Genomic DNA, 19,488 nt, shown 5'->3' with positions numbered 1-19,488 from the left:
GATGGGAAAACTGCTGTACTTTGCGCGGCGGATGCCGATGTCGGCCCTGCTCGGCGTTTTGGGGGGCATATTGCTCCTCTCCGTCTTCCTGGGGCTGCTCCTCGGCTATCTGCCGATCGGGGGCCGGGATTTGGCGGATATCCTGCGGTATCAAGTCTTGGGCGGGGAGTCGCCTGCGATCGGTATGGGCGCGGCGAGCGCGGTGTGGGATCTGCGCCTGCCGCGCGTCCTGCTCGCCGCCTGCGTCGGCATGGGGCTCTCGCTTTCGGGTGCCGTGATGCAGGCGATCTTTCGGAATCCGATGGCGGATCCTTATATTATGGGCGTATCGTCCGGCGCGTCGCTCGGCGTCGCGTGCGCGGTATTCCTCGGTATCGGTACGGCACTGGGCGCCGGCTCCATGGGAGTCGGCGCTTTTCTCGGTGCCGTCGCCGTTTCCGCCGCGGCTGCGGCCGCTGCGGGACGGTTCGGCGGATATGATATCTCATACCTCCTCATCCTCGGTATTGCGCTCGGCGCGGTGTGCGCCGGCGTTACGGGCGTGCTCGTCTACCTCGGCGCGAACTCTACGGGTATGGACGTGACGCTTTACTGGCTGATGGGGAGCGTCGCTGCGGCAAAGCTGCCCGGAACGCTGATCCTGCTTGTCGTCGTCGCTGGTGCCGCGGCCTTTTTCACAACGCAGGCGCGGATCCTCAATCTCATGCTCGAGGGGGAGACGGCGGCGATCCCCTTGGGGCGCCCGCTGCTGCCCTTTATGCGGCTCTATCTCGTGCTGAACGCGCTGCTGGTCGGATGCGTCGTCCTCAATGCGGGGCTGATCGGGTTCATCGGGCTTCTTGCGCCGCATTTTACGCGCATGCTCGTGGGGGCGGATCACCGGCGGCTGATCCCTGCGGCTGTGCTCTTCGGAGGCATTGCCGCGGTGTGGGCGGATATCCTCGGCAGAGCGCTCGTGCCCGGCGTCGATATCCCGCTTGGGGTGATGCTTGCGCTGATGGGGGCGCCGGCATTTATCGTTATGCTGACGCGCCGCGCGTATCGGTTTGGAGGAGCGGAATGAAGATACAGATTGCGGAACTATCCGCACAGTACGGGGAGAAACGCGTTCTCGACCGCGTGTCCGTCACTTTTCCGGCACATCGGCTGACGGGGCTCATCGGACCCAACGGCAGCGGCAAGAGCACCCTGCTCAAATGTATCTACCGCGTGCTGAAGCCCTCGGGCGGCTGCATTAGGATCGGCGAACGCGATCTCTCGACGCTCTCCTATAAGGAGAGCGCCAAGGAGACGGCGGTGCTCGCGCAGCATCACGGGCACGGATTTGATTTCTCCGTGCGGGATGTCGTGCTCATGGGGCGCACGCCGTACAAGGGGATCACCGAGGGCGACAATGCCGAGGACATCGAGATCGCGCGGCGCTCGATGCGGGAGACGGGCGTCCTCGCGATGGAGCGGGACAGCTTCTCGTGGCTCTCGGGCGGCGAGCAGCAGCGCGCGATGCTCGCGCGTGCGCTCACACAGGAGACGCCGTGTCTCATCCTCGACGAGCCGACGAATCATCTGGACATCACCTATCAGCTGCAGATCATGGATATCATCAGCGCACGCGGGCTCACGGTGATCGCCGCGATCCATGACCTCAACATCGCGGCGATGTACTGCGACCGCATCGTCGCCCTGCAGAAGGGGAAGATCGTCGCGGAGGGAACGCCCGCCGAGGTGCTGACGCCGGAACTCATCGGCGCCCTCTACCGCGTGAAGGCAAAGGTGACGCTGCGCCCGGACGGTCGGCCCGCCGTGATCTACGAGAGGGGCGGCCGCTGATGGGAAGAACGGTGCGCACATTACTCCTTGCGGCGGCGCTGCTCCTCGTTACGGTCTATGCGCTCGGGCGCGGGACGATCCCGCTTGGATTTACGGAAACGATACAATATATTTGGCTGAGCGTTGCCGACCCGTCGGGGGCGGGGAGCATGCGGCAGGATGTGATCCAATATCTGCGCCTGCCGCATCTCGTCCTCGCATTCCTCGTGGGGGCGTGCCTCGCGGTCACGGGAGCGGTCATGCAGGCGGTGATGAAAAACCCGCTCGCCGATCCCTATCTGCTCGGCATCTCTTCGGGAGCGAGCCTCGGCGCGGTGCTCGCCATCGCGGGCGGCGTCTCCGCGCTGTGGGGGATGGACGGCACGGGAGCCTTTGCCTTTCTCGGGGCGGCGGCCGTATCCGCCTTTATCCTGCTCATTGCCTCTCTCACCAAGCAGAGCGGCGGCAGCATCACACTCCTGCTCGCGGGCTTTGCGATGAGCGCCGCGTGCTCGGCGGCGGTCAGCTTCATCATCGCCGCGATGGCCGAACCGAGCAAGACGCGGTCCATCCAGTTCTGGATGATGGGGAACCTCGGCGCGGGGAATTGGACGATGACGGGGTTGTTTGGCATCGTAACGGCTGCGGGCTGCCTGTATTTCCTCTCGCAGCGGCGCATACTCGATCTCATGCTCATGGGGGACGAACTCTCCCTCAGTATGGGGCGGGATCTTGCGTTTTATCGCAAAATATATATTGCGGTCACGGCCGCGATGGTCGGGAGCGCCGTTTACGTCGCGGGGATGATCGGCTTTGTCGGACTCGTCGTCCCGCATATCGTTCGCCTTGCGACAGGGAGCGCGCATCGGCATGTGATTCCCATGAGTGCGCTCGCAGGGGGCTGCTTCCTCGCGTGGGCAAACATCCTCGGCCGCAATATCGTCCCGGGGACGGAGCTGCCCATCGGCGTCACGACGACGCTTGCGGGCGCGCCGGTCTTCCTGTGGCTGCTCTTTCAGCGCAAATATGGGGGAGGTCGGTCATGAAGCTATGGTTTGCAGCGCTGCTTGCGGCGCTTCTGCCCGCGCTCGGCGGCTGCGGCGGGGGCCGGGAGACGGCGGCAGAGATGTCGTCCGCGCCTGTCACCGTCGAGAATATCAGCGTCGAAAACTATTTTGAACTCGGTCCGAATATCGAGACGTTTTCGCATGTGCCGGAGCGCATCGTCGTCGTTGGGGCGAACGAGTCGGAGACGCTCATGGATCTCGGCGTGACCCGCGGCGTCATCGCGGCGGTGCCGACGCAGGACAATCCGACGTTTGGCATTAAGGCGTGCAATCGGGCAGCGTTTGCCTCCTTTCCGCCGATGAAACGCTCGGAGGTGAACGCGGAGCGCCTGCTCGCGCTGCAGCCCGATCTCATCGTGGCGCAGCAGGAGTTTTTCTCCAAAAACCGCCTGGGCAGCACGGCGTATTGGAACGGCAAGGGCGTTCATACGATGGTGCCGCTCAATACCACCGCGCCCGGCAAGCTGAACGCAGTGGAGACGATTGCGCGCGAGATGAAGTTCATCCGCGATATGGGCGCGGCGTTTCGCCGTGACGCCACAGCGGAGAAAATCGTCGCGGATACCTACGCGCGGATTGCATTCATCCGGAGCGAAACGCAGGACAGAGAAAAGCCGAAGGTCATGATCCTCGATCTCATGAGCAGCATCGTCGCTTCCTACGGGCGCGATAAGATCGCGGGCGATATGGCGGCGGCGATCGGCGCGGATGTGCCGCACACAACGGCTGCGGTCGGCACCGAGAACATCATGGAGGAGAATCCGGACGTCGTGTTCGTCGTCGTGTACGATGAAAAGGAAGAAGAAGTCCAAAAGATACGGGAGAACCCCGCGTTCCGGCATCTGAATTTCATCCAAAATAACAGGCTCTATCCCATTCCCTTGAAATTCGTCTACGGTCCCCAGACGCGGACGATCGATGCCATCGGCTACATGGCGAATCGCATGTATCCGGGACAATTTGATTTTGCAACGGAATATGATTTCCACGTCGAGTAGATGGATCGTGTGCTGCGTTGTGTAATCATATAATGTCTCGTGTTCTTAACGAGAAGATGAGCTTACAGGAAGGCTGATGATTTTAAGGAGGAACTGTCAAATGACGAAACGAAAACTGGCGCTTGCGGTCGCGCTCGCAGCGCTCGGGACGAGTACGGTGTGGCCGGGCGGCGCATCCGCCGCGGAGAAGACGGGCGCCCATGATGCGGGAACGGGCAGTGTCGATACCTATGAGCTCGAGCCCGTCGATGTTACGGGCGCGCGCATGGACGATGGGAAGAATCTCACGAGCAGCACGGGCGGCACAGGGTTCCTCGGGACGAAGGACGTGATGGACGTCCCCTTCACGCAGACGAATATCACGAACAAGGCGATCACGCAGTACGGCGACGCGAGCGAACCGCTGACGAGCGCCCTGCTGATGTCCCCATCGGTGCGCACGAGCAGCAGCACGATGTATAACGATTTCTCGATCCGCGGTTTTCAAATGAACGCCTATCAGTTCAAGGTCAACGGCGTGCCGGGCATGTTCTCGCAGACGAATATGCCGTCGAACTTCGTCGATCGTATGGAGGTCGTCTCGGGGCCCGCGATCGGCATTCACGGCTCGACGAATTCGGAGTCGGCGGGCGGCTCGGTCAATCTCGTGACGAAGCGCGCAGAGTACGGCAAGGAGCGCCTCACCTATACCGAGACGATCGGCTCGGGCGGGGCGCTCGGCGAGATCGTCGACATCGGCAGGCGCTTTGGCAAAAGCGAGGCGTGGGGGCTGCGCATCAATGCGGAGAACATTCAAGGGAAAACGGCAGTCGATGGCGAGAAGCTGACGACGCGCGATTTCTACGTCAATCTCGACCACGCGGGGCGCCGCAGCACAACGAATCTCTTTGCGGGCTACCGCTATACGAAGAACGAGGGCGGCCAGCGCTATTTTGATTTCAGCGGTACGGGGGCAAATCGCTATACGGGGGATCGCCTGCCGTCGGCGCCGAGCGGCAGGCACAACTACAGTTTTCCGGGGCAGTATATCGCGGTGAAGACGTGGACGGCCGTGCTGAATCACGAGCAGAAGCTCGGCGATACGTGGAAGGCCTTCTTTAACGCGGGGTACAGCCGCAACTACGGCAGCGGCTATGTGATGACAGCATCCAGCAAGGTGTTCGTGCGCAATGAGGCGGGGGATTTTGCCAATACGCTGTGGACCCGTTCGTATGGGATTCGCAATGTTTACGCGCAGCTCGGCGTGCGCGGTACGCTCCGAATTGGCGACGTGAAGAACGATGTCGTCCTGGCGCTCGACCGCGATTGGTACCATGCGTATTGGGGCTACGAGCGCAACGGTCAGTATGGGAACGATGTACCGAACTTCGGCAGCGTGGAGGGCAGCCTGCGCGACGGCGTGCGCAGCGTTATCTGGAACTACATGCCCGCATCTGTTCACGGGGCGATCAAGTCCGGCGTGACGACCTATTCGGGCATATCGCTGACCGATACGATCGAATACAAGAAGATGGCCGTCCTGCTCGGCGTCCACCACCACAGCGTCAAGGCGACGTCATATGCCGCAAGCTCGGGCTATAACCGCGCGCGCAGCACGACGGTCACCAGCAGCGCGAACTCTCCGACCTACGGCATCGTCTACCGTCCGACGGAGGACCTCAGCATCTATGCGAACCACTCGGAGAGCTTTGATAAGGGGAATGTCGTCGGCAGCGGTTTTATGAACACGGGCGCGATGCTTTCTCCGGCCAAGACCAAGCAGAACGAGCTCGGCGTCAAATATCGGAAGCGCGGCGTCCTCGCGGGGCTGAGCGTCTTCCAAATCGAACAGGACCGCACGATTGACGTGCGTTACACCGGCGACCCGAACCCCACGCGCGTCATGGAGGGCAAGAATAAATTCAAGGGCGTCGAACTGAGCGTCAGCGGCCAAATCGCGCCGAAGTGGACGCTGACGGGCGGCCTGATGCACCTGACGACGGAGCAGCAGACGAATACGGGCTATAACGGCAAGGCTGTGGCGGGCGTCGCGGACTGGAGCGGTATGCTCGCTGTCGAGTACGCGCCGGATGCGCAGCTAACGGCGTTTGCACGCGCGATTTACTCCGGCTCCGCGCCGATTTACACGGGGGACGCGCGCAAGCTGAACGTGCCTTCGTATCTCACCTGTGACCTCGGCGTTACCTACAAGACGAAATTCGGCGCCGTGCCCGCGGCGCTGAGCCTCACCTGTTACAATCTCTTCGACAAGCGCTACTGGATGTCGCGTCCGACCTATAATTTCGGGATTCAGGGCTATCCGCGCAGCCTCGTTCTGTCGATGACAATGGATATCTAAAAAGTACACGGGGATTCGCCGCGGCCGCGGCGGGTTCCCTTATTTTGCGAGGGGATTATGAAAAAATACAGCATCAAAGCGCTCTGCGCGCTCCTCGTGTGCGCCCTGCTCGCCCTTGGCTGCGGCAGGGACGCGGCGCAGGACAGCGCGGCGGGGAGCGCCGATACGATCACCGTGACGGACAGCATCGGGCGCAGCGTGACCGTGCCGCATCCGCTGACGCGCGTCGTCGTTTCGAACGCCTACAACGCCGAGCTGATCAACGCCGTCGGATCGCTCGATACCGTCGTCGGCGTCGATAACTACATCTTCAACGACGAGGCGGGATTTAAGGGGAAGTTCAAACAGGATCAGGTCATCGGCGCGAACCAGGGCAATCTGAACTATGAGAAGATCGTCGAACTCGCGCCGCAGGCGCTCATCCTGACAGGCAACGGCGGCTGGGAGGACGCGCAGGAAAAACTCGCGCCGTTCGGCATCGCGGTCATCGTCGTGGACGCCTACTATACGCGCGAGTTCAGGGACAACTGCGCGCTCATCGGCCGGCTTTTCGGCAAAGAGACCGAGGCGCAGGAACTCGCGGATTTCTTTATGGAGAAACTCGACTACATCGAACGGCAGACGAAGGACGTGCCGAAGAAATCTCTTTACTTCGAGTACCGCACCGAGGGCAATACGACCGTGCCCGGGAACTATTTCTACGACATGGTGGAGTATTCGGGCGCGCACAACATCTTCGGCGACGCGGCGAATCCGCAGGTGAACCCCGAGGCGGTCATCGAGCGCAATCCCGCATACATCGTGAAGGTCTCCGAGCCGAAGGTCAACTCCTCGTATATCCCGCCGACGCCCGAGGATCACGCGCGCATCCTGCATGAACTGGAGTCGCGCAAGGGATGGGATACCATCGACGCGGTGAAAAATCAAAGGATTCTCCTGCTCTCGCACTATGTGCACGGCGGCGCATCCAAGCTCGTGGGGACGATGTACATCGCGAAGTTCCTCTACCCCGAGCAGCTCCCCGACCTCCATCCGGAGGACATCTTCAAGGTCTGGCTCGAAAAATATCAGCATCTGCCGTATATCGGCGGGCATACCTATCCCGCGTTCCCACTGAGCGAGTGACGCGCCATGCTGGAACAGGCCTATCATGAAAAGAACCGGCGCAAGTGGCTGATGATCGCGGCAGGCATTGTCTTTACTCTCGCCGCCGCCTATGTGTTCACGACCATCGGGATGCGGGAGGTTTCGCCGGCGCAGACAATCGCGGCGATTGAGCAGTGGGCGGACGGCGCGGCGGGGAGCGGCGCGGACGCGGCGACGAATAAGATTATTCTGCTGCTGCGTCTGCCGCGCATCCTGCTCGCGATCGTCGCGGGAGCGGGGCTCGCGCTCGCGGGCGCGCTCATGCAGTCCATCACGCGCAACTACCTCGTCAGCCCGTTCACCCTCGGCATCTCATCGGCAGCGGCGCTCGGCGCGTCCATCTGCATCGTGTTTGCCGCGGGGACGGCGCTCGACACGGACATCGGCATCATCCTCTCCGCGTTCACGCTTTCCTGCGTCTGCGGCGCGCTCGTCTACGGCATCGCGCAGCGCGCGGGACTGACCCCGACGACGCTCGTGCTCGTCGGCATCGCGCTGAACTACTTCTTCAGCGCGCTCACGGCGACGCTTGAGTTCTTCGCGCAGGAACACAAGCTCGCGGCGGTCATTCAGTGGACGTTCGGCTCGCTCCACCGCGCCTCGTGGGACTACGTTGTCATCGGCGCCGTCATCGTTGCGGCGGGCTTTCTCATCGCGATGTTCTTCTGCCTGCCGCTGAACGTCATGGCGACGAGCGACGACGAGACCGCCGTCAGTCTAGGGGTGAATCCCGCGCGCCTGCGGACGGTCGTGGGGCTCGCGGCGGTCTTTATGACGGCGGCGATCATCAGCTTTACGGGAGTCATCGGGTTCGTGGGGCTCATCGCGCCGCATATGGCGCGGTTCCTCATCGGGACGGATCACCGCTTCTACCTGCCCTTTACCTGTGTGCTCGGAGCGGCGCTCCTCCTCGTGTCGGACACGGTCGGGAAACTCATTCTCTACCCTGTGACCGTGCCCGTCGGCATCGTGATTTCCTTCTTCGGCGTGCCGCTCTTCATCCATCTCATCCTGCGCAGGGGAAAGGAGTTCGAATGAGTACGGCGGCGAGTCTTGCGGCGGAGCATCTGACCTTCGGCTACAAGGCGGAAAGAAAAATCCTCGACGATGTGTCGCTCGAACTCCGCGCGGGGGAGGTGCTCGGCCTTCTCGGGCCCAACGGCACGGGCAAAACAACGCTCCTGCGGTGCATCGCGCGCCTCCTGCGCCCCGCGCGCGGGACCGTGCGCGTCTCGGGCGAAGACCTCTCGGCGCTCGGCGCGGGGGAGGTCGCCAAACGCATCGCCTATGTGCCGCAGTACAACACGGCGTCCTTCGGAATGACGGCGCTGCAGGCGGTGCTCATGGGACGCCTGCCCTACGCGGGACATAGGTACTCTGCGCGGGACGAAGAGATAGCGTTCCATGTCATCCGGCGCATGGAGCTCGAGCCGTTCGCCCTGCGGAACATCAAGGAGATGAGCGGCGGCGAGCGTCAGCGCGTCTTTATCGCGCGGGCGCTGGCGCAGCAGACGCGCATCATCATCCTCGACGAGCCGACGGCGAGTCTTGACCTGCATAATCAACTCTTCATCCTGCAGATTATCACGGAGATTGCAAAGCGCGACGGCATCGCGATCCTCCTGACGATTCACGACCTCAACCTCGCCTCTCTGTTCTGCGACCGTCTGCTCATGCTGAAGAACGCGCACGTATTCGCGCGCGGCGCAGCGCAGGACGTCCTGACCGAAGAGAACATCGCAGCGATGTACGGCGTCGAGACCCGCGTCAGCGTCGCCGACGGGTATAAGCATGTGCGGCTGCTCAAACCGTGACCGCGTGGAAAAGGGGAAAATCATGGGGGCTTTGTACCGCAGGTGTGTTCCGCTGCTCGCCGTATTTTTGCTCGCCCTGAGTGTCGGCTGCGGAAAGCCTTCTGCTCCCGAGGAAGCGGGCTATACGGTGACGGACGCGCAGGGGCGCGCGGTCGCGTTCGAAGAGAAACCCGTGCGGATTCTGGACTACGGGCTGTGGCTGGACGACATCGTGCTCGGGATGCTCCCGCCGGAGCGGCTCGTCGGCATCGACCATATGGCAGACGACCCGAACAGCTCCAACATCGTCGACATCGCCGAGGGCATCACGGAGAAGATCAATCACCCGTCGGCGGAGCGCGTGCTCGCCCTGCACCCCGACGTCGTGTTCCTCGACGCCGACATCGACGCGGGACCCGCGCAGACGCTGCCGGAGCTCGGCATCCGCGTCGTCGCCTGCAAGAAACCGCACAACGCCGAGGAACTGCGCGCGGCCGTCCGGCTCGTCGCCGCCGCGCTCGGCGAGGCGGAAAAGGGGGAGGCGCTCGTCTGGCTCTTTGATGCGGAGCGGGCGGCGCTTGCGGGGCGTCTCACAGAGGTGCCGCCGGACGCGCGCAAGACGGTCATCGTCATCTCTATGTCGCCGACCTACGGCAGCCGCGGCGGCCTCTTTGACGGGCTGTGCGGCATGGCGGGCGTCACGAACGGCGCGGCGGAGATAGGACTCACGGCGGGGCAGTCGCTGACGAAGGAACACATCGTCGCGGTGAATCCGGATTTTCTCATTGTGCCCGTGTGGAACAACCACGGCAGCTACGACATCGAGAAGTTCAACCGCACATACCTGGACGACCCCGCGCTCCAAACGGTGCGGGCGATCCGTGACCGCCAAATCTACCGCCCGCACGAGGGCTACATCTACAACGCGTCGCAGGACATGATCTTCGGCGCGCAGGACATCGCACACGCGGCGTACGGCGACATCGTACCGCTGCCCGTGCACCGGCATCTCTCCGTGGTCGAGGGATTGGCACGGTAAAGGTATGGGGAAAATGGAAGGGGATTTTTATGCGTACAACAAAGCGGCTGTTTGGAATTGCATGCGCATTTTGCGCGGGGACGGTACCTTTTGCGCCGGCATCGGCGGAGAACGTCGTTCAGACAGCGGATGTCAACGTCACGGCGCAGGGCTATGAAAAACCGACGCTCGACACGCCCGCGGATACGACCGTCTACACGGCCGAGGAGCTGAAGAAGACGGGCGCCCACGACGTGATTTCGGCGCTGAAATACAAGAACGGCGTCCACTTTACACAGATGGGACCCGATAATCAGAGCTGGATCACGGGGAACGCGGGCGTCAACCTGCGCGGCATCGAGAACGGGACGCTCGTGCTCATCGACGGGATTCCCGCGTCATTCAACAACGTCAGCCATCTCGACATGCTGACGCTCGACACGGTCGACCGCGTTGAGGTCGTGAAGGGCGGCGGTTCCGTACTCTACGGCTCCGAGGCGTTCGGCGGCGTCGTCAACGTCATCACGAAGAGCGCGTACAAGAACACGGTGCGGATTGCGGCGGGCGACCGTGGGCAGCGCGTCTATGCGGCAACATTTGACCTGGGCCCCGTCGGGCTTGCCGTCAGTCAAACACGGTACGGCGAGACGGGGATTTTGTCAACCGTACAGGCGAAGACAAAGATCAACGGGATACCGACTCCGTTTGTGTATGGATTTGGCGCAAGCCGCAAGGATCACGTTCACTTGACATATAAGATCAACGAGCGAACGCGATTTTCTTACATGTATAATGGGAAAAATCACTCCATTCAGTCCCGCGACGAGGCAGGAAATCTACTCCAATTGTTTAGCTACGATGACGACGAGCATTTTGCAAGTGTGAACTATCATGACTCGAATGGGTGGACGGCAGACGCGTTCTATAACGTCCGCTCGATTTCAAATCCCGACCACTTCGTCGTTAATCCTTCCGTTGTGGAGTGGGAGAAGAGTATACATCGGCATTTCGGCACGGATATCAAGAAAGTCTGGAAAAACGATGTGAGTACGACGCTTGTCGGGCTCTCGGTCAAGCGGCAGACGTATGTCGATCAGAATCAAAAATATGTTACTTGGCGCGACAGCTCAAGTGCGCTCAGACCCTATGCGAAGTTCGGCCCCTACGCGATGAACGAATACTCGCTGCTCGCCTCGTATGACCGCGACCTCAGCCCCGTGACGGCGGCGATTCTCAGTATGCGGCAGGACTGGGTGAAATCGACGGCGGGGGACTATCGGGCATTCCTGCCGCAGGTGCAGGTGACGACGCGGCTCGGCAGGGACAGCGCCGCCTATGCGAGTGCCGGCAGGTTCTTCCGTATGCCGAACTTCCGCAACCTCTACTATGCGAGCGCCGTCATGCGTCCGAATCCGAATCTAAAGCCGGAGTCCGGCTGGAACTACGAGGCGGGGTATAAATACGACGCGGGCAAACGGCGCTTTACCGCGGCGCTGTTCCATATCGACGTCAGCGATCAAATTGTCGGCGTCAAGGACGGCGCCGTCACGTATCAGACGAACGCCGCGTCGTACCGCAATACGGGCGTCGAACTCTCCTATGCCGAGGAAAGGGACGCGCACTTCGGCTGGAATGCGGGCGTTACCGTCGGCAATCCCGAGCGCAAGTACAAGGAGGGGCAGGCGTGGCAGCGCGCGCTCGGCCGCTACCAGCTGACGGCGGGCGTGAACTATGAGAACCGCGCCCTCACGGCGGCGCTGAACCTCAGCTATTGGGGCGACCGCGGCTATAACGGCACGCGGAACGAACAGGTGACCTTCACACACATCCCGGGCAATCTCCTTGCCTCCAACCTCCATGTCGCCTATCGGTTCACGCCGAACGTCACAGGCACGTTCGATGTGGACAATCTCTTCAACCGCCGCGACTTTACGAACAGCGGTGTCTACTACACGACGGGACGCAGTTTCCTCGTTGGTGTGAACTGCGCGTTCTGATTCCTTCATACGCATATAAAACCCGCCCCGACGGATATGCTGTCGGGGCGGAGTTATATATTATCTATTGAAATCTACTGAATGCTCCTGCAGCCATACGGATAGCTGCGGGCTTGTCATATCACCTACGGCAACTGAGATAATCAGCTCTTCCATTTCAGTTTCATCGTAGTCTATAGAGATACCGTTCACATCCAAAAATACAAGCATGCTGTGCAGGGCTGTGCGTTTATTTCCATCCTTGAACAGGTGGTCTTTTGCTAAGCCGAAACAGAGCTGTGCGGCTTTATCGAACAAGGTCGGGTATAAATCATGGCTGCCAAAGGTTTGAAACGGAGCATGTACGGCTGACTCTAAAAGACCTTTGTCATGAATTCCATGATTCACGACGAAAATTTCTTCCAATCGTTCATGGAATGCGATAACGTCTTTTAGGATAAACTGTATGATTCCATGTACACTGTTCATTTGTTTTCTAGTGCTTTATATAGGCGATAATTTCGTTTGATGAATTTTTCTGAAGAACGACGAATCTTTTCTTCTAGCATGGGGGTATTCTCGCTTGTCTGTATGTGAAGCGGTTGGGGGGTCTGCGTAGGCTGTTGTTTTTGCAATTTCATATGAGGCGTCCTTTCTATGCTGTTATACAACAATTATATCATTAATAGCTCGCTGCCGCAATTACCGAAAGATGAGCATCAAAAAAGGAGAACCCTCTGCGGTCCTCCTTTTTGATTCCATTTCCAAAACCGCCGCTACTTCCAGCGGAAGAGTTTCTTAATCGTGCTCATGCGTGCGCGCGCGACATGTTCGTGGACGGCGCCCGCGCTGGTCTCGTCGTAGAAGGTGCTGTCGTCGGCGCTGACGTCGACATACCACTCGTTGGAGAAGATGGGTTTGTTCACGATGAGCGCGGCGACTTCCTGCCGCAGCGTTTCGAGCGTCTCGTCGGAGGGCACGGCCGCGAGCACCTTGGCGAGGATCCTGCCGACGGCCGCCATGTCCTCCTCTTTGAGGGCGCGGGTCGTCGGGTTCAGGCTCGAGAGCCGCAGCGCGTCGAGCGTCGTTCCGTCCGTCATCGTCGGCACGACGTCGGGTTTGACGCGCAGTCCGATGCGCGCCAGCCGATGCGCGGTGTCGACGAGCCGGACGCCCGCGGCGGGGGCCGCGAGGACGAGGTGTGTGTCCGTACCGCCGCAGAGGAGCTTCGTTCCGTTCTGCTCAAGGGAGGCTGCGAGCGCCTTGGCGTTCGCCACGACCTGACGCCCGTACGCTTTGAAAGTCGGGCTCGCCGCCTCGTGGAGCGCGATGCCGAGCGCCGCCAGATGGTTCATGTGGAGCGCGCTGTGCCCCGTGTTCTCCACCGACATGTCCAGTTTTCCGGCGACGGCTTCCTTACAGAGAACGACGGCGCCGTCCGGACCGTGCAGGGAGTCGTTCGTGGGGAAGGTCACCACGTCGGCATGGGCAACGGGGGAGGGCAGGAGCCCCGCGGCGATGAGGCCGACGCTCTGTCCGATGTCCACCCAGAGATACGCGCCGACCGCGCGGGCGACCTCCGCCAGCTTTTCGTAGTTCGGGATGCGCGGATAGCTGACGGGGGAGAAGACGATGAGCTTCGGCTTAACCCGCTGCGCGAGTTCCGTCACGGCGTTCCAGTCAACCTGCTGCGCGGCGGGATCGATGCCGAAATTCTCGAAGGCGTAATTCAGCCCGGCGCAGTGTTCCTCTTTGCGTCGATTGAACGAGAGCACGCGGTCCCCCTGCTGCAGGAGGCCGAGGAAGACCACGCGCGAGGCGGCGGCGAGACTGCCGAAGCGCACGATGGCGTGCTCGCTGCCGAAGAGTTCCCGCACGCGGGCGCGTACGAGCTCTTCGATCGCGCTCACGCGGCCGCCGCAGCGGTCGATCGTGCTGTTGGTGAGGAGGCTCCCCTCGAGATAGGCGGCGAGCGGCGACATCGCGTTGACCGTCGGGATGAGCGATAGGGTATAGCGCTGCTGGCGGATCTCTTCCTGCAGGAGCTCAAAGATCTCCGCGTCGAAACCCTTGAGGTGATTGAGCAAGCTTTCTGTTTCCATAATGCAGTTTCTCCTTTCGGACACCGGCACACGTTGTGTCGGGGCATGATGACGCATATGCGCGCGGACCGTCGGAGCGGGGGGCGCGCAGCCAAGGTCTGCATTCCTTGCGCATAGACGTGTTCGGCAGCATTGCCGCATCCGTTGTTCTCATCATAATAAAGCTGCATTTTGGCGTATTCAGATCGTACGTCTGCCCGCCTGCTTTATGTGAATAATTCTGCGTCAAGTTTACTTTTCCTACTAAAATTCTGACAAAAAGCGCATGAAAGTTTCGCATGAAAAGAATAAATACAAGTTATGCGTGAAAAAATACACGGGAGCCGAACGTCTTTTTTGCATAGATACGGCGGCAATGATGATAAAATCGGTTGACAACAGCATAAACCTTAGCTATACTCCAATCAGTATTTATCTTATTTTAACTTCATAAGCAGATTCGGTGCCCTTCGGGGATAACAGGGAAATCGGTGCAAAGCCGATGCGGTCCCGCCGCCGTAATGCCGAGGAAGCCCCACAATGTCACTGCGCAAGCGGGAAGGCGGGGCGGACGATGACGCAGAGCCGGAAGACCTACCGAATCTCGTGCGCCGAGAAGGATGAATGAGCCGATGCGCGCGGATGCGCCGCCGGCCGTCCCCCCACTGCATCCCGCGACGGACGGGACGGCAGCGTTTTTTTGTGCGTACGATGAAGTCCGGGGAATGGATAGCGGCGCGGAGGCGCGCCACGGATTTGGGAGGAGCATTTCACATGAAAAAACGAAAGCTGGCGCTTGCGGTCGCGATTGCGGCGCTCGGGACGAGCACGGTATGGGGAAGCGGCGCGTCTGCCGCAGAGAAGGCGGATGTCCGCGGGGGAGGGACGTCGGTCGATACCTACGAGCTTGACCCGGTCGATGTCGAGGGACGGCGTGCGGAGGAGGGCGCGGAAAACTTCACCGCGACGGAGGGCACGGTCGGTTTCCTCGGCGAGAAGTCCGCGATGGAGACCCCCTTCACGACGACGAACATCACGAAGGAGACGATTCAGAGTTTTAGCGACCCGACGCAGCCGCTCGACAGCGTGCTCTCGATCTCGCCGTCGATCCGCCCGACGGGCAGCATCCTGCACAACGACTTCCAGCATCGCGGGTTCCGCGCGAACGGTACGAGCACCTATGTCAACAATGTGCCGGGCATGTTCACGCAGTTCAACGCGCCGATGTTCGCCGTGGAGAAGACCGACGTGATCTCGGGGCCGAACAGCGGCCTTGCGGGTACGGGCACCCACTACGAGTCGACGGCGGCCGGCGGCATTGTGAACTTTACGACGAAGCGGGCCCATGAGGATATTACGCGGCTCACGCTAACGCACTCCGGGCATAGTATGGGCGGATTTTATTTCGATCTCGGGCGTCGTTTCGGCAAGAACCGCACATGGGGCGTGCGCCTCAACGCGGAGAAGGTGGACGGCGAGACCGCGGTCGACGGGCAGAAGGTCAAATCTGCGGGCATCTATATCAACCTCGACCGGCAGGACGCGAGGAGCAAGACCAACTTCTTCACGGGCTACCGTCAGAACGAGATCGTCGGCGGGCAGCGCTGGTTCAAGATCGGCAGCAATCCGGACGGGACCCCCAAAATCAGCCGCCTGCCGGCCGTGCCGAAAGCGTCGCGCAACTATGCGTTCGACGGGATGGACAAGGAATCCTACGGCTGGATGATGATCCTCAATCACGAGCAGAAGTTCTCGGAGGATTGGAAATGGTTCCTGAACGCGGGGCTGCTGCGGAACAAGCTGAACAAGAACGTCATGTACGAGTACAGCGCGCTCACGATTTTGGACGACGCGGGGAATTTCGATCTCAGAGCGCAGCGGTCCTCAACGCCGCAGCGCGCGCACTATATCCAGATGGGCGTCGGCGGCAAATTTGATACAGGCGCGGCGGAACACGAGGTCACGCTGGCCGCCGACCGCGCATGGCGCGCGCGGGAGGCGGTGCCCGACGGCACCACCGTGTATTCTCTCGGCACGGGCAACCTCTATACGGGCATCCTCAATCAGCACAGTATGGCGAATACGGCTTACGATACCTCGATGAACAATAAGACGAGCATCAAGGGCGTCTCGCTTGTCGACTCGATTACGTTCAATAAGTGGAACATGATCCTCGGCGTACATCATCATTCCGCGAATGTGAAATCCTATAATCTGCACACGGGACGCGTATCGTCGAGCGTGGATTCGAGCGCGACGACGCCGACCTACGCGCTCTCCTACCGCCCTACGGAAGATATTACCGTCTATGCGAGCCACGCGGAGTATTTTGACGTCGGAGCCGCCGTTGCGACCAAATATGCGAACGGGGGGGAGATTCTGCCGCCCTCTAAAACGAAGCAGAACGAAATCGGCGTGAAGTACGGCAATAAGGGCGTGCTCTATTCCCTTGCGCTCTTTGACATCACGCAGGCGAATAATATCGAAGTGACCCGCAACAGCAGGCTGTATTTGGAGCAGAACGGCGAGGAGCGTCACCGCGGCGTCGAACTCGGCATCGGCGGCAAGATCGCGCCGAAATGGTCGCTTGCGGCGGGGCTTGCCTATATGCGCGCGACCAAAGAGAAAACGAAGAACGGCGCGCAGAACGGCATGACGCCCGACGGACAGCCGCGTTGGAACGGGACGATCATGGCGCGCTATACGGCGGATGAGAAATTCGGCGCCTTTGCCCGCATGACTTACGCGGGGGCGGCATGGACGTACGATGAAAAATTTAAAGTCCCCTCGAATACCGTGTTCGATCTCGGCGTGACCTATAAGACGCGGCTCGGCTCCGTGCCGACGACGTTCGGCCTGACGGTCTACAACGTGCTCGACAAGGAGTACTGGATGGCGTCGCGCTCCGATAAGAGCCTTTATCTCTCGACGCCGCGCACGTTCGCGCTCTCGATGGCGATGGATCTGTAAGGGGGCGGGAGAGAAATGATGCGTAGGAAACAACTGACCGCGGCGGTGCTCGCGGCACTTACGATGTATGCCTGTCCGTCGGCGCATGCCGCATCCGCCGCAGAGAAGACGGACGGCCGCGGGGCGGGATCGGTCGATACCTATGAGCTCGATCCCGTCGACGTGGAGGGCCGGCGCGAGAGCGTGCCGGGCGGCATGGTACAGGAGCAGACGAAACTCGGCGTGCTCGGCGCGCAGAGCATCTTTGCGGTGCCGTATTCGGAGATGAGCATGACGGAGAAGATGCTCGAGACGTACAACGACCCGAGCCAGCCGCTCGCGAACGTGCTGCTCAACAACCCGTCCATCCGCTCGAGCACGAGCTCGCCGATGTACAGCGACTTCTCCATGCGCGGCATCAATATGAACGGCAACCACATGATGGTGAACGGCGTGCCGAGTCTTTACTCGCAGTTCACGACGCCGCCGTCTCATGTGATCGCGCGCATGGACATCACCTCGGGACCGAACGCCGCCGTCAACGGCGTCAGCATGTCCAACAACGGCACGAACGGCGGCGCGACGCCGGCGCCCGGCACGGTCAATATCGTGACGAAGCGTGCGGGCGCCGTGCCCGTCACGCGCTATACGCAGGTCGTGAGCGGACGCGGGACGTTCGGCGAGTACATCGACGTCGGCCGCCGCTTCGGCAGGGACGAGGCGTGGGGGCTGCGCGTGAACGGCGAGCTTCTGCACGGGAAGATGTCGCTGCGGGACGCCGAGATGCACAACAGCAATATCTTCTTCAACCTCGACCACCATGATGCGCGGAGCACGACGAATCTCTTCGCGGGATTCTTCGACCAGCGCGTGGACGGCGCGCAGCGCTGGTTCACCTACACGGGCAATACGGCGCAGCTGCCGACGGTGCCGGATGCGGCGACGCCGTACGACTTCAAGGAGACGACGAAACGCATGTGGGGGCATATCCTCACGCTGAATCACGAGCAAAAGATCGACGACCGCTATACGGCGTTCTTCAACGTCGGATTCTCGCGCCGCGACGGGGAGAAGTACAACTCGGGCGCCAGTTTGGCATTCGACGCGAACGGGAACTTCACCGGGAGCAACCGCTCGAACGCGCAGCACGAGGCGGCGCGCAACGTCTATTTGCAGGCGGGCATCAAGGGAACCGCGGTGACGGGGGCGGTGCATCACGATTTTGCGCTGTCCGTCGACCGCTCGTGGGCGAAGTACTGGAACGCGAACAATTGGAGCGGCTATAATCTCTACGGCGGGAACCTCTACGACGGGATTTCCTTCCTGCCGGGCTTTACGGTGCCGAGCTATAAGCCCTATCTGCCGCAGTGGGAGGAGCTGAACGTCGGCGTGACGCTTGCGGACGCCATGCACGTCGGCAAGTGGAACGTACTGCTCGCGGCGTCGCAGAAACATGAGCATTTCAAAAATATTTCCTCGGGCAAGACGATCGAGAACACGAATATCCTGCCGACGTGGGGACTGACCTACCGTCCGACGGAGCGCACGTCGATCTACTACGGGCATACGGAGAGTTTCTCGCGCGGCGCGGTTGTCATGAACAGCAGCACAAAAACGTATATCAACGAGGGGGAAACGCTCGCGCCCGTGCGGAGCAGGCAGAACGAGATCGGCGTCAAGCATCTGGCGGGCGGCGTGCTTTCGACGCTGAGCTTCTTCGAGATCGACGAGCCGAATCTGATTGACGTGCCGCTCGGCGGCACCAACTATCGCCGCGCGGCGGACGGCAAGAACCGCTACCGCGGGATCGAGTACACGGCGAACGGCAAGCCTCACGCGAAGTGGACGGTGACGGGCGGCCTCCTCTATCTCGACGCCGAACGAGCGCATACGGCGGGCGGGGCGAAGGACGGCGCGTTCGTCACGGGCGCCGCAAAGTACTCGGGCGTCGTCGGTCTTACCTATGAGCCGACGGACGCGTGCAGCTTCATCGGGCGCCTCGTTTGGAGCGATAAGGCCTACATTGAGAATACGTCGGGCAGGGGCAAGATCGAGATCCCCGCGTACGCGACGGTGGATCTCGGGATGACGTATAAGACGCGCATCAACACGGTGCCGACGAAGCTGAGCCTCATGTGCTACAACGCGCTCAACAAGAGTTACTGGATGGGGCGCGGCGGGTCGTCGACGTTCGGCCTGTCGATGCCGCGCACATGGATGTTCTCGGCGCAGTTTGATATTTAATATATGCGTACGCCGCATACCGCTTGTCGGTGTGCGGCGTTTTCCGCATGACGGCCCGAGAGGAGGCGCTTC

At 61.0% G+C, this 19,488-nt stretch carries 14 protein-coding genes and 1 riboswitch; of the genes, 12 read left to right on the top strand and 2 right to left on the bottom strand.

Annotated features, from left to right (window positions below; genetic code table 11):
- The first annotated feature begins 1 nt into the window (after position 1).
- From HMPREF9161_RS05760 to HMPREF9161_RS05715, 10 genes are all read left to right on the top strand, one after another.
- Positions 2–1,063: an iron ABC transporter permease gene (locus HMPREF9161_RS05760; RefSeq protein WP_051010566.1), complete on the top strand. Its 1,062-nt coding sequence runs from the start codon at positions 2–4 to the stop codon at positions 1,061–1,063.
- Positions 1,060–1,827 (top strand): ABC transporter ATP-binding protein, encoded by a 768-nt coding sequence (locus HMPREF9161_RS05755; protein ID WP_009728747.1) that lies wholly within the window; start codon positions 1,060–1,062, stop codon positions 1,825–1,827. The genes HMPREF9161_RS05760 and HMPREF9161_RS05755 overlap by 4 nt, the downstream gene beginning before the upstream one ends.
- The gene (locus HMPREF9161_RS05750; RefSeq protein WP_009728746.1) at positions 1,827–2,852 is read left to right on the top strand and encodes an iron ABC transporter permease; all 1,026 of its coding nucleotides are present in this window, start codon (positions 1,827–1,829) and stop codon (positions 2,850–2,852) included. Before HMPREF9161_RS05755 ends, HMPREF9161_RS05750 begins: the two co-directional genes overlap by 1 nt.
- Entirely contained in the window at positions 2,849–3,871 is a 1,023-nt protein-coding gene (locus HMPREF9161_RS05745; RefSeq protein WP_009728745.1) for an ABC transporter substrate-binding protein, read from the top strand. Before HMPREF9161_RS05750 ends, HMPREF9161_RS05745 begins: the two co-directional genes overlap by 4 nt.
- A 100-nt stretch (positions 3,872–3,971) precedes the next feature.
- Positions 3,972–6,209 (top strand): TonB-dependent siderophore receptor, encoded by a 2,238-nt coding sequence (locus HMPREF9161_RS05740; protein ID WP_009728744.1) that lies wholly within the window; start codon positions 3,972–3,974, stop codon positions 6,207–6,209.
- 57 nt (positions 6,210–6,266) lie between these two features.
- The gene (locus HMPREF9161_RS05735; protein WP_009728743.1) at positions 6,267–7,334 is read left to right on the top strand and encodes an ABC transporter substrate-binding protein; all 1,068 of its coding nucleotides are present in this window, start codon (positions 6,267–6,269) and stop codon (positions 7,332–7,334) included.
- 6 nt (positions 7,335–7,340) lie between these two features.
- Positions 7,341–8,393, top strand: a complete 1,053-nt coding sequence (locus HMPREF9161_RS05730; protein WP_009728742.1) for an iron ABC transporter permease — start codon at positions 7,341–7,343, stop codon at positions 8,391–8,393.
- On the top strand, positions 8,390–9,169 hold the full coding sequence (locus tag HMPREF9161_RS05725) for an ABC transporter ATP-binding protein (protein WP_009728741.1): 780 nt from the start codon (positions 8,390–8,392) through the stop codon (positions 9,167–9,169). Before HMPREF9161_RS05730 ends, HMPREF9161_RS05725 begins: the two co-directional genes overlap by 4 nt.
- A gap of 22 nt (positions 9,170–9,191) precedes the next feature.
- A complete protein-coding gene (locus HMPREF9161_RS05720; protein WP_009728740.1) occupies positions 9,192–10,187 on the top strand; it encodes an ABC transporter substrate-binding protein in 996 nt (331 codons plus the stop codon).
- 29 nt (positions 10,188–10,216) lie between these two features.
- Positions 10,217–12,163 carry a TonB-dependent siderophore receptor gene (locus tag HMPREF9161_RS05715; RefSeq protein ID WP_009728739.1) on the top strand — a complete coding sequence of 649 codons (1,947 nt, stop codon included), beginning with the start codon at positions 10,217–10,219 and terminating at the stop codon, positions 12,161–12,163.
- Between the two features lie 60 nt (positions 12,164–12,223).
- On the opposite strand, the gene HMPREF9161_RS05710 is transcribed toward HMPREF9161_RS05715, so the two are convergent.
- Both HMPREF9161_RS05710 and HMPREF9161_RS05705 read right to left on the bottom strand, forming a co-directional pair.
- Positions 12,224–12,631 carry a type II toxin-antitoxin system death-on-curing family toxin gene (locus tag HMPREF9161_RS05710; RefSeq protein ID WP_009728738.1) on the bottom strand — a complete coding sequence of 136 codons (408 nt, stop codon included), beginning with the start codon at positions 12,629–12,631 and terminating at the stop codon, positions 12,224–12,226.
- A gap of 287 nt (positions 12,632–12,918) precedes the next feature.
- Positions 12,919–14,244 (bottom strand): hypothetical protein, encoded by a 1,326-nt coding sequence (locus HMPREF9161_RS05705; RefSeq protein ID WP_009728737.1) that lies wholly within the window; start codon positions 14,242–14,244, stop codon positions 12,919–12,921.
- A 423-nt stretch (positions 14,245–14,667) separates the two neighbouring features.
- Positions 14,668–14,840, top strand: a riboswitch (cobalamin riboswitch).
- Between the two features lie 157 nt (positions 14,841–14,997).
- Here HMPREF9161_RS05705 and HMPREF9161_RS05700 point away from each other — a divergent pair.
- Both HMPREF9161_RS05700 and HMPREF9161_RS05695 read left to right on the top strand, forming a co-directional pair.
- Positions 14,998–17,193, top strand: a complete 2,196-nt coding sequence (locus HMPREF9161_RS05700) for a TonB-dependent siderophore receptor (RefSeq protein WP_009728736.1) — start codon at positions 14,998–15,000, stop codon at positions 17,191–17,193.
- 18 nt (positions 17,194–17,211) lie between these two features.
- The gene (locus HMPREF9161_RS05695) at positions 17,212–19,416 is read left to right on the top strand and encodes a TonB-dependent siderophore receptor (protein WP_232213519.1); all 2,205 of its coding nucleotides are present in this window, start codon (positions 17,212–17,214) and stop codon (positions 19,414–19,416) included.
- The last annotated feature ends 72 nt before the right edge of the window (positions 19,417–19,488 follow it).

Source organism: Selenomonas sp. F0473 (assembly GCF_000315545.1).
Classification (GTDB): domain Bacteria; phylum Bacillota; class Negativicutes; order Selenomonadales; family Selenomonadaceae; genus Centipeda.
Note: the sequence above shows the minus strand (reverse complement) of the source record. Positions and strands in the feature narration are given on the sequence as shown.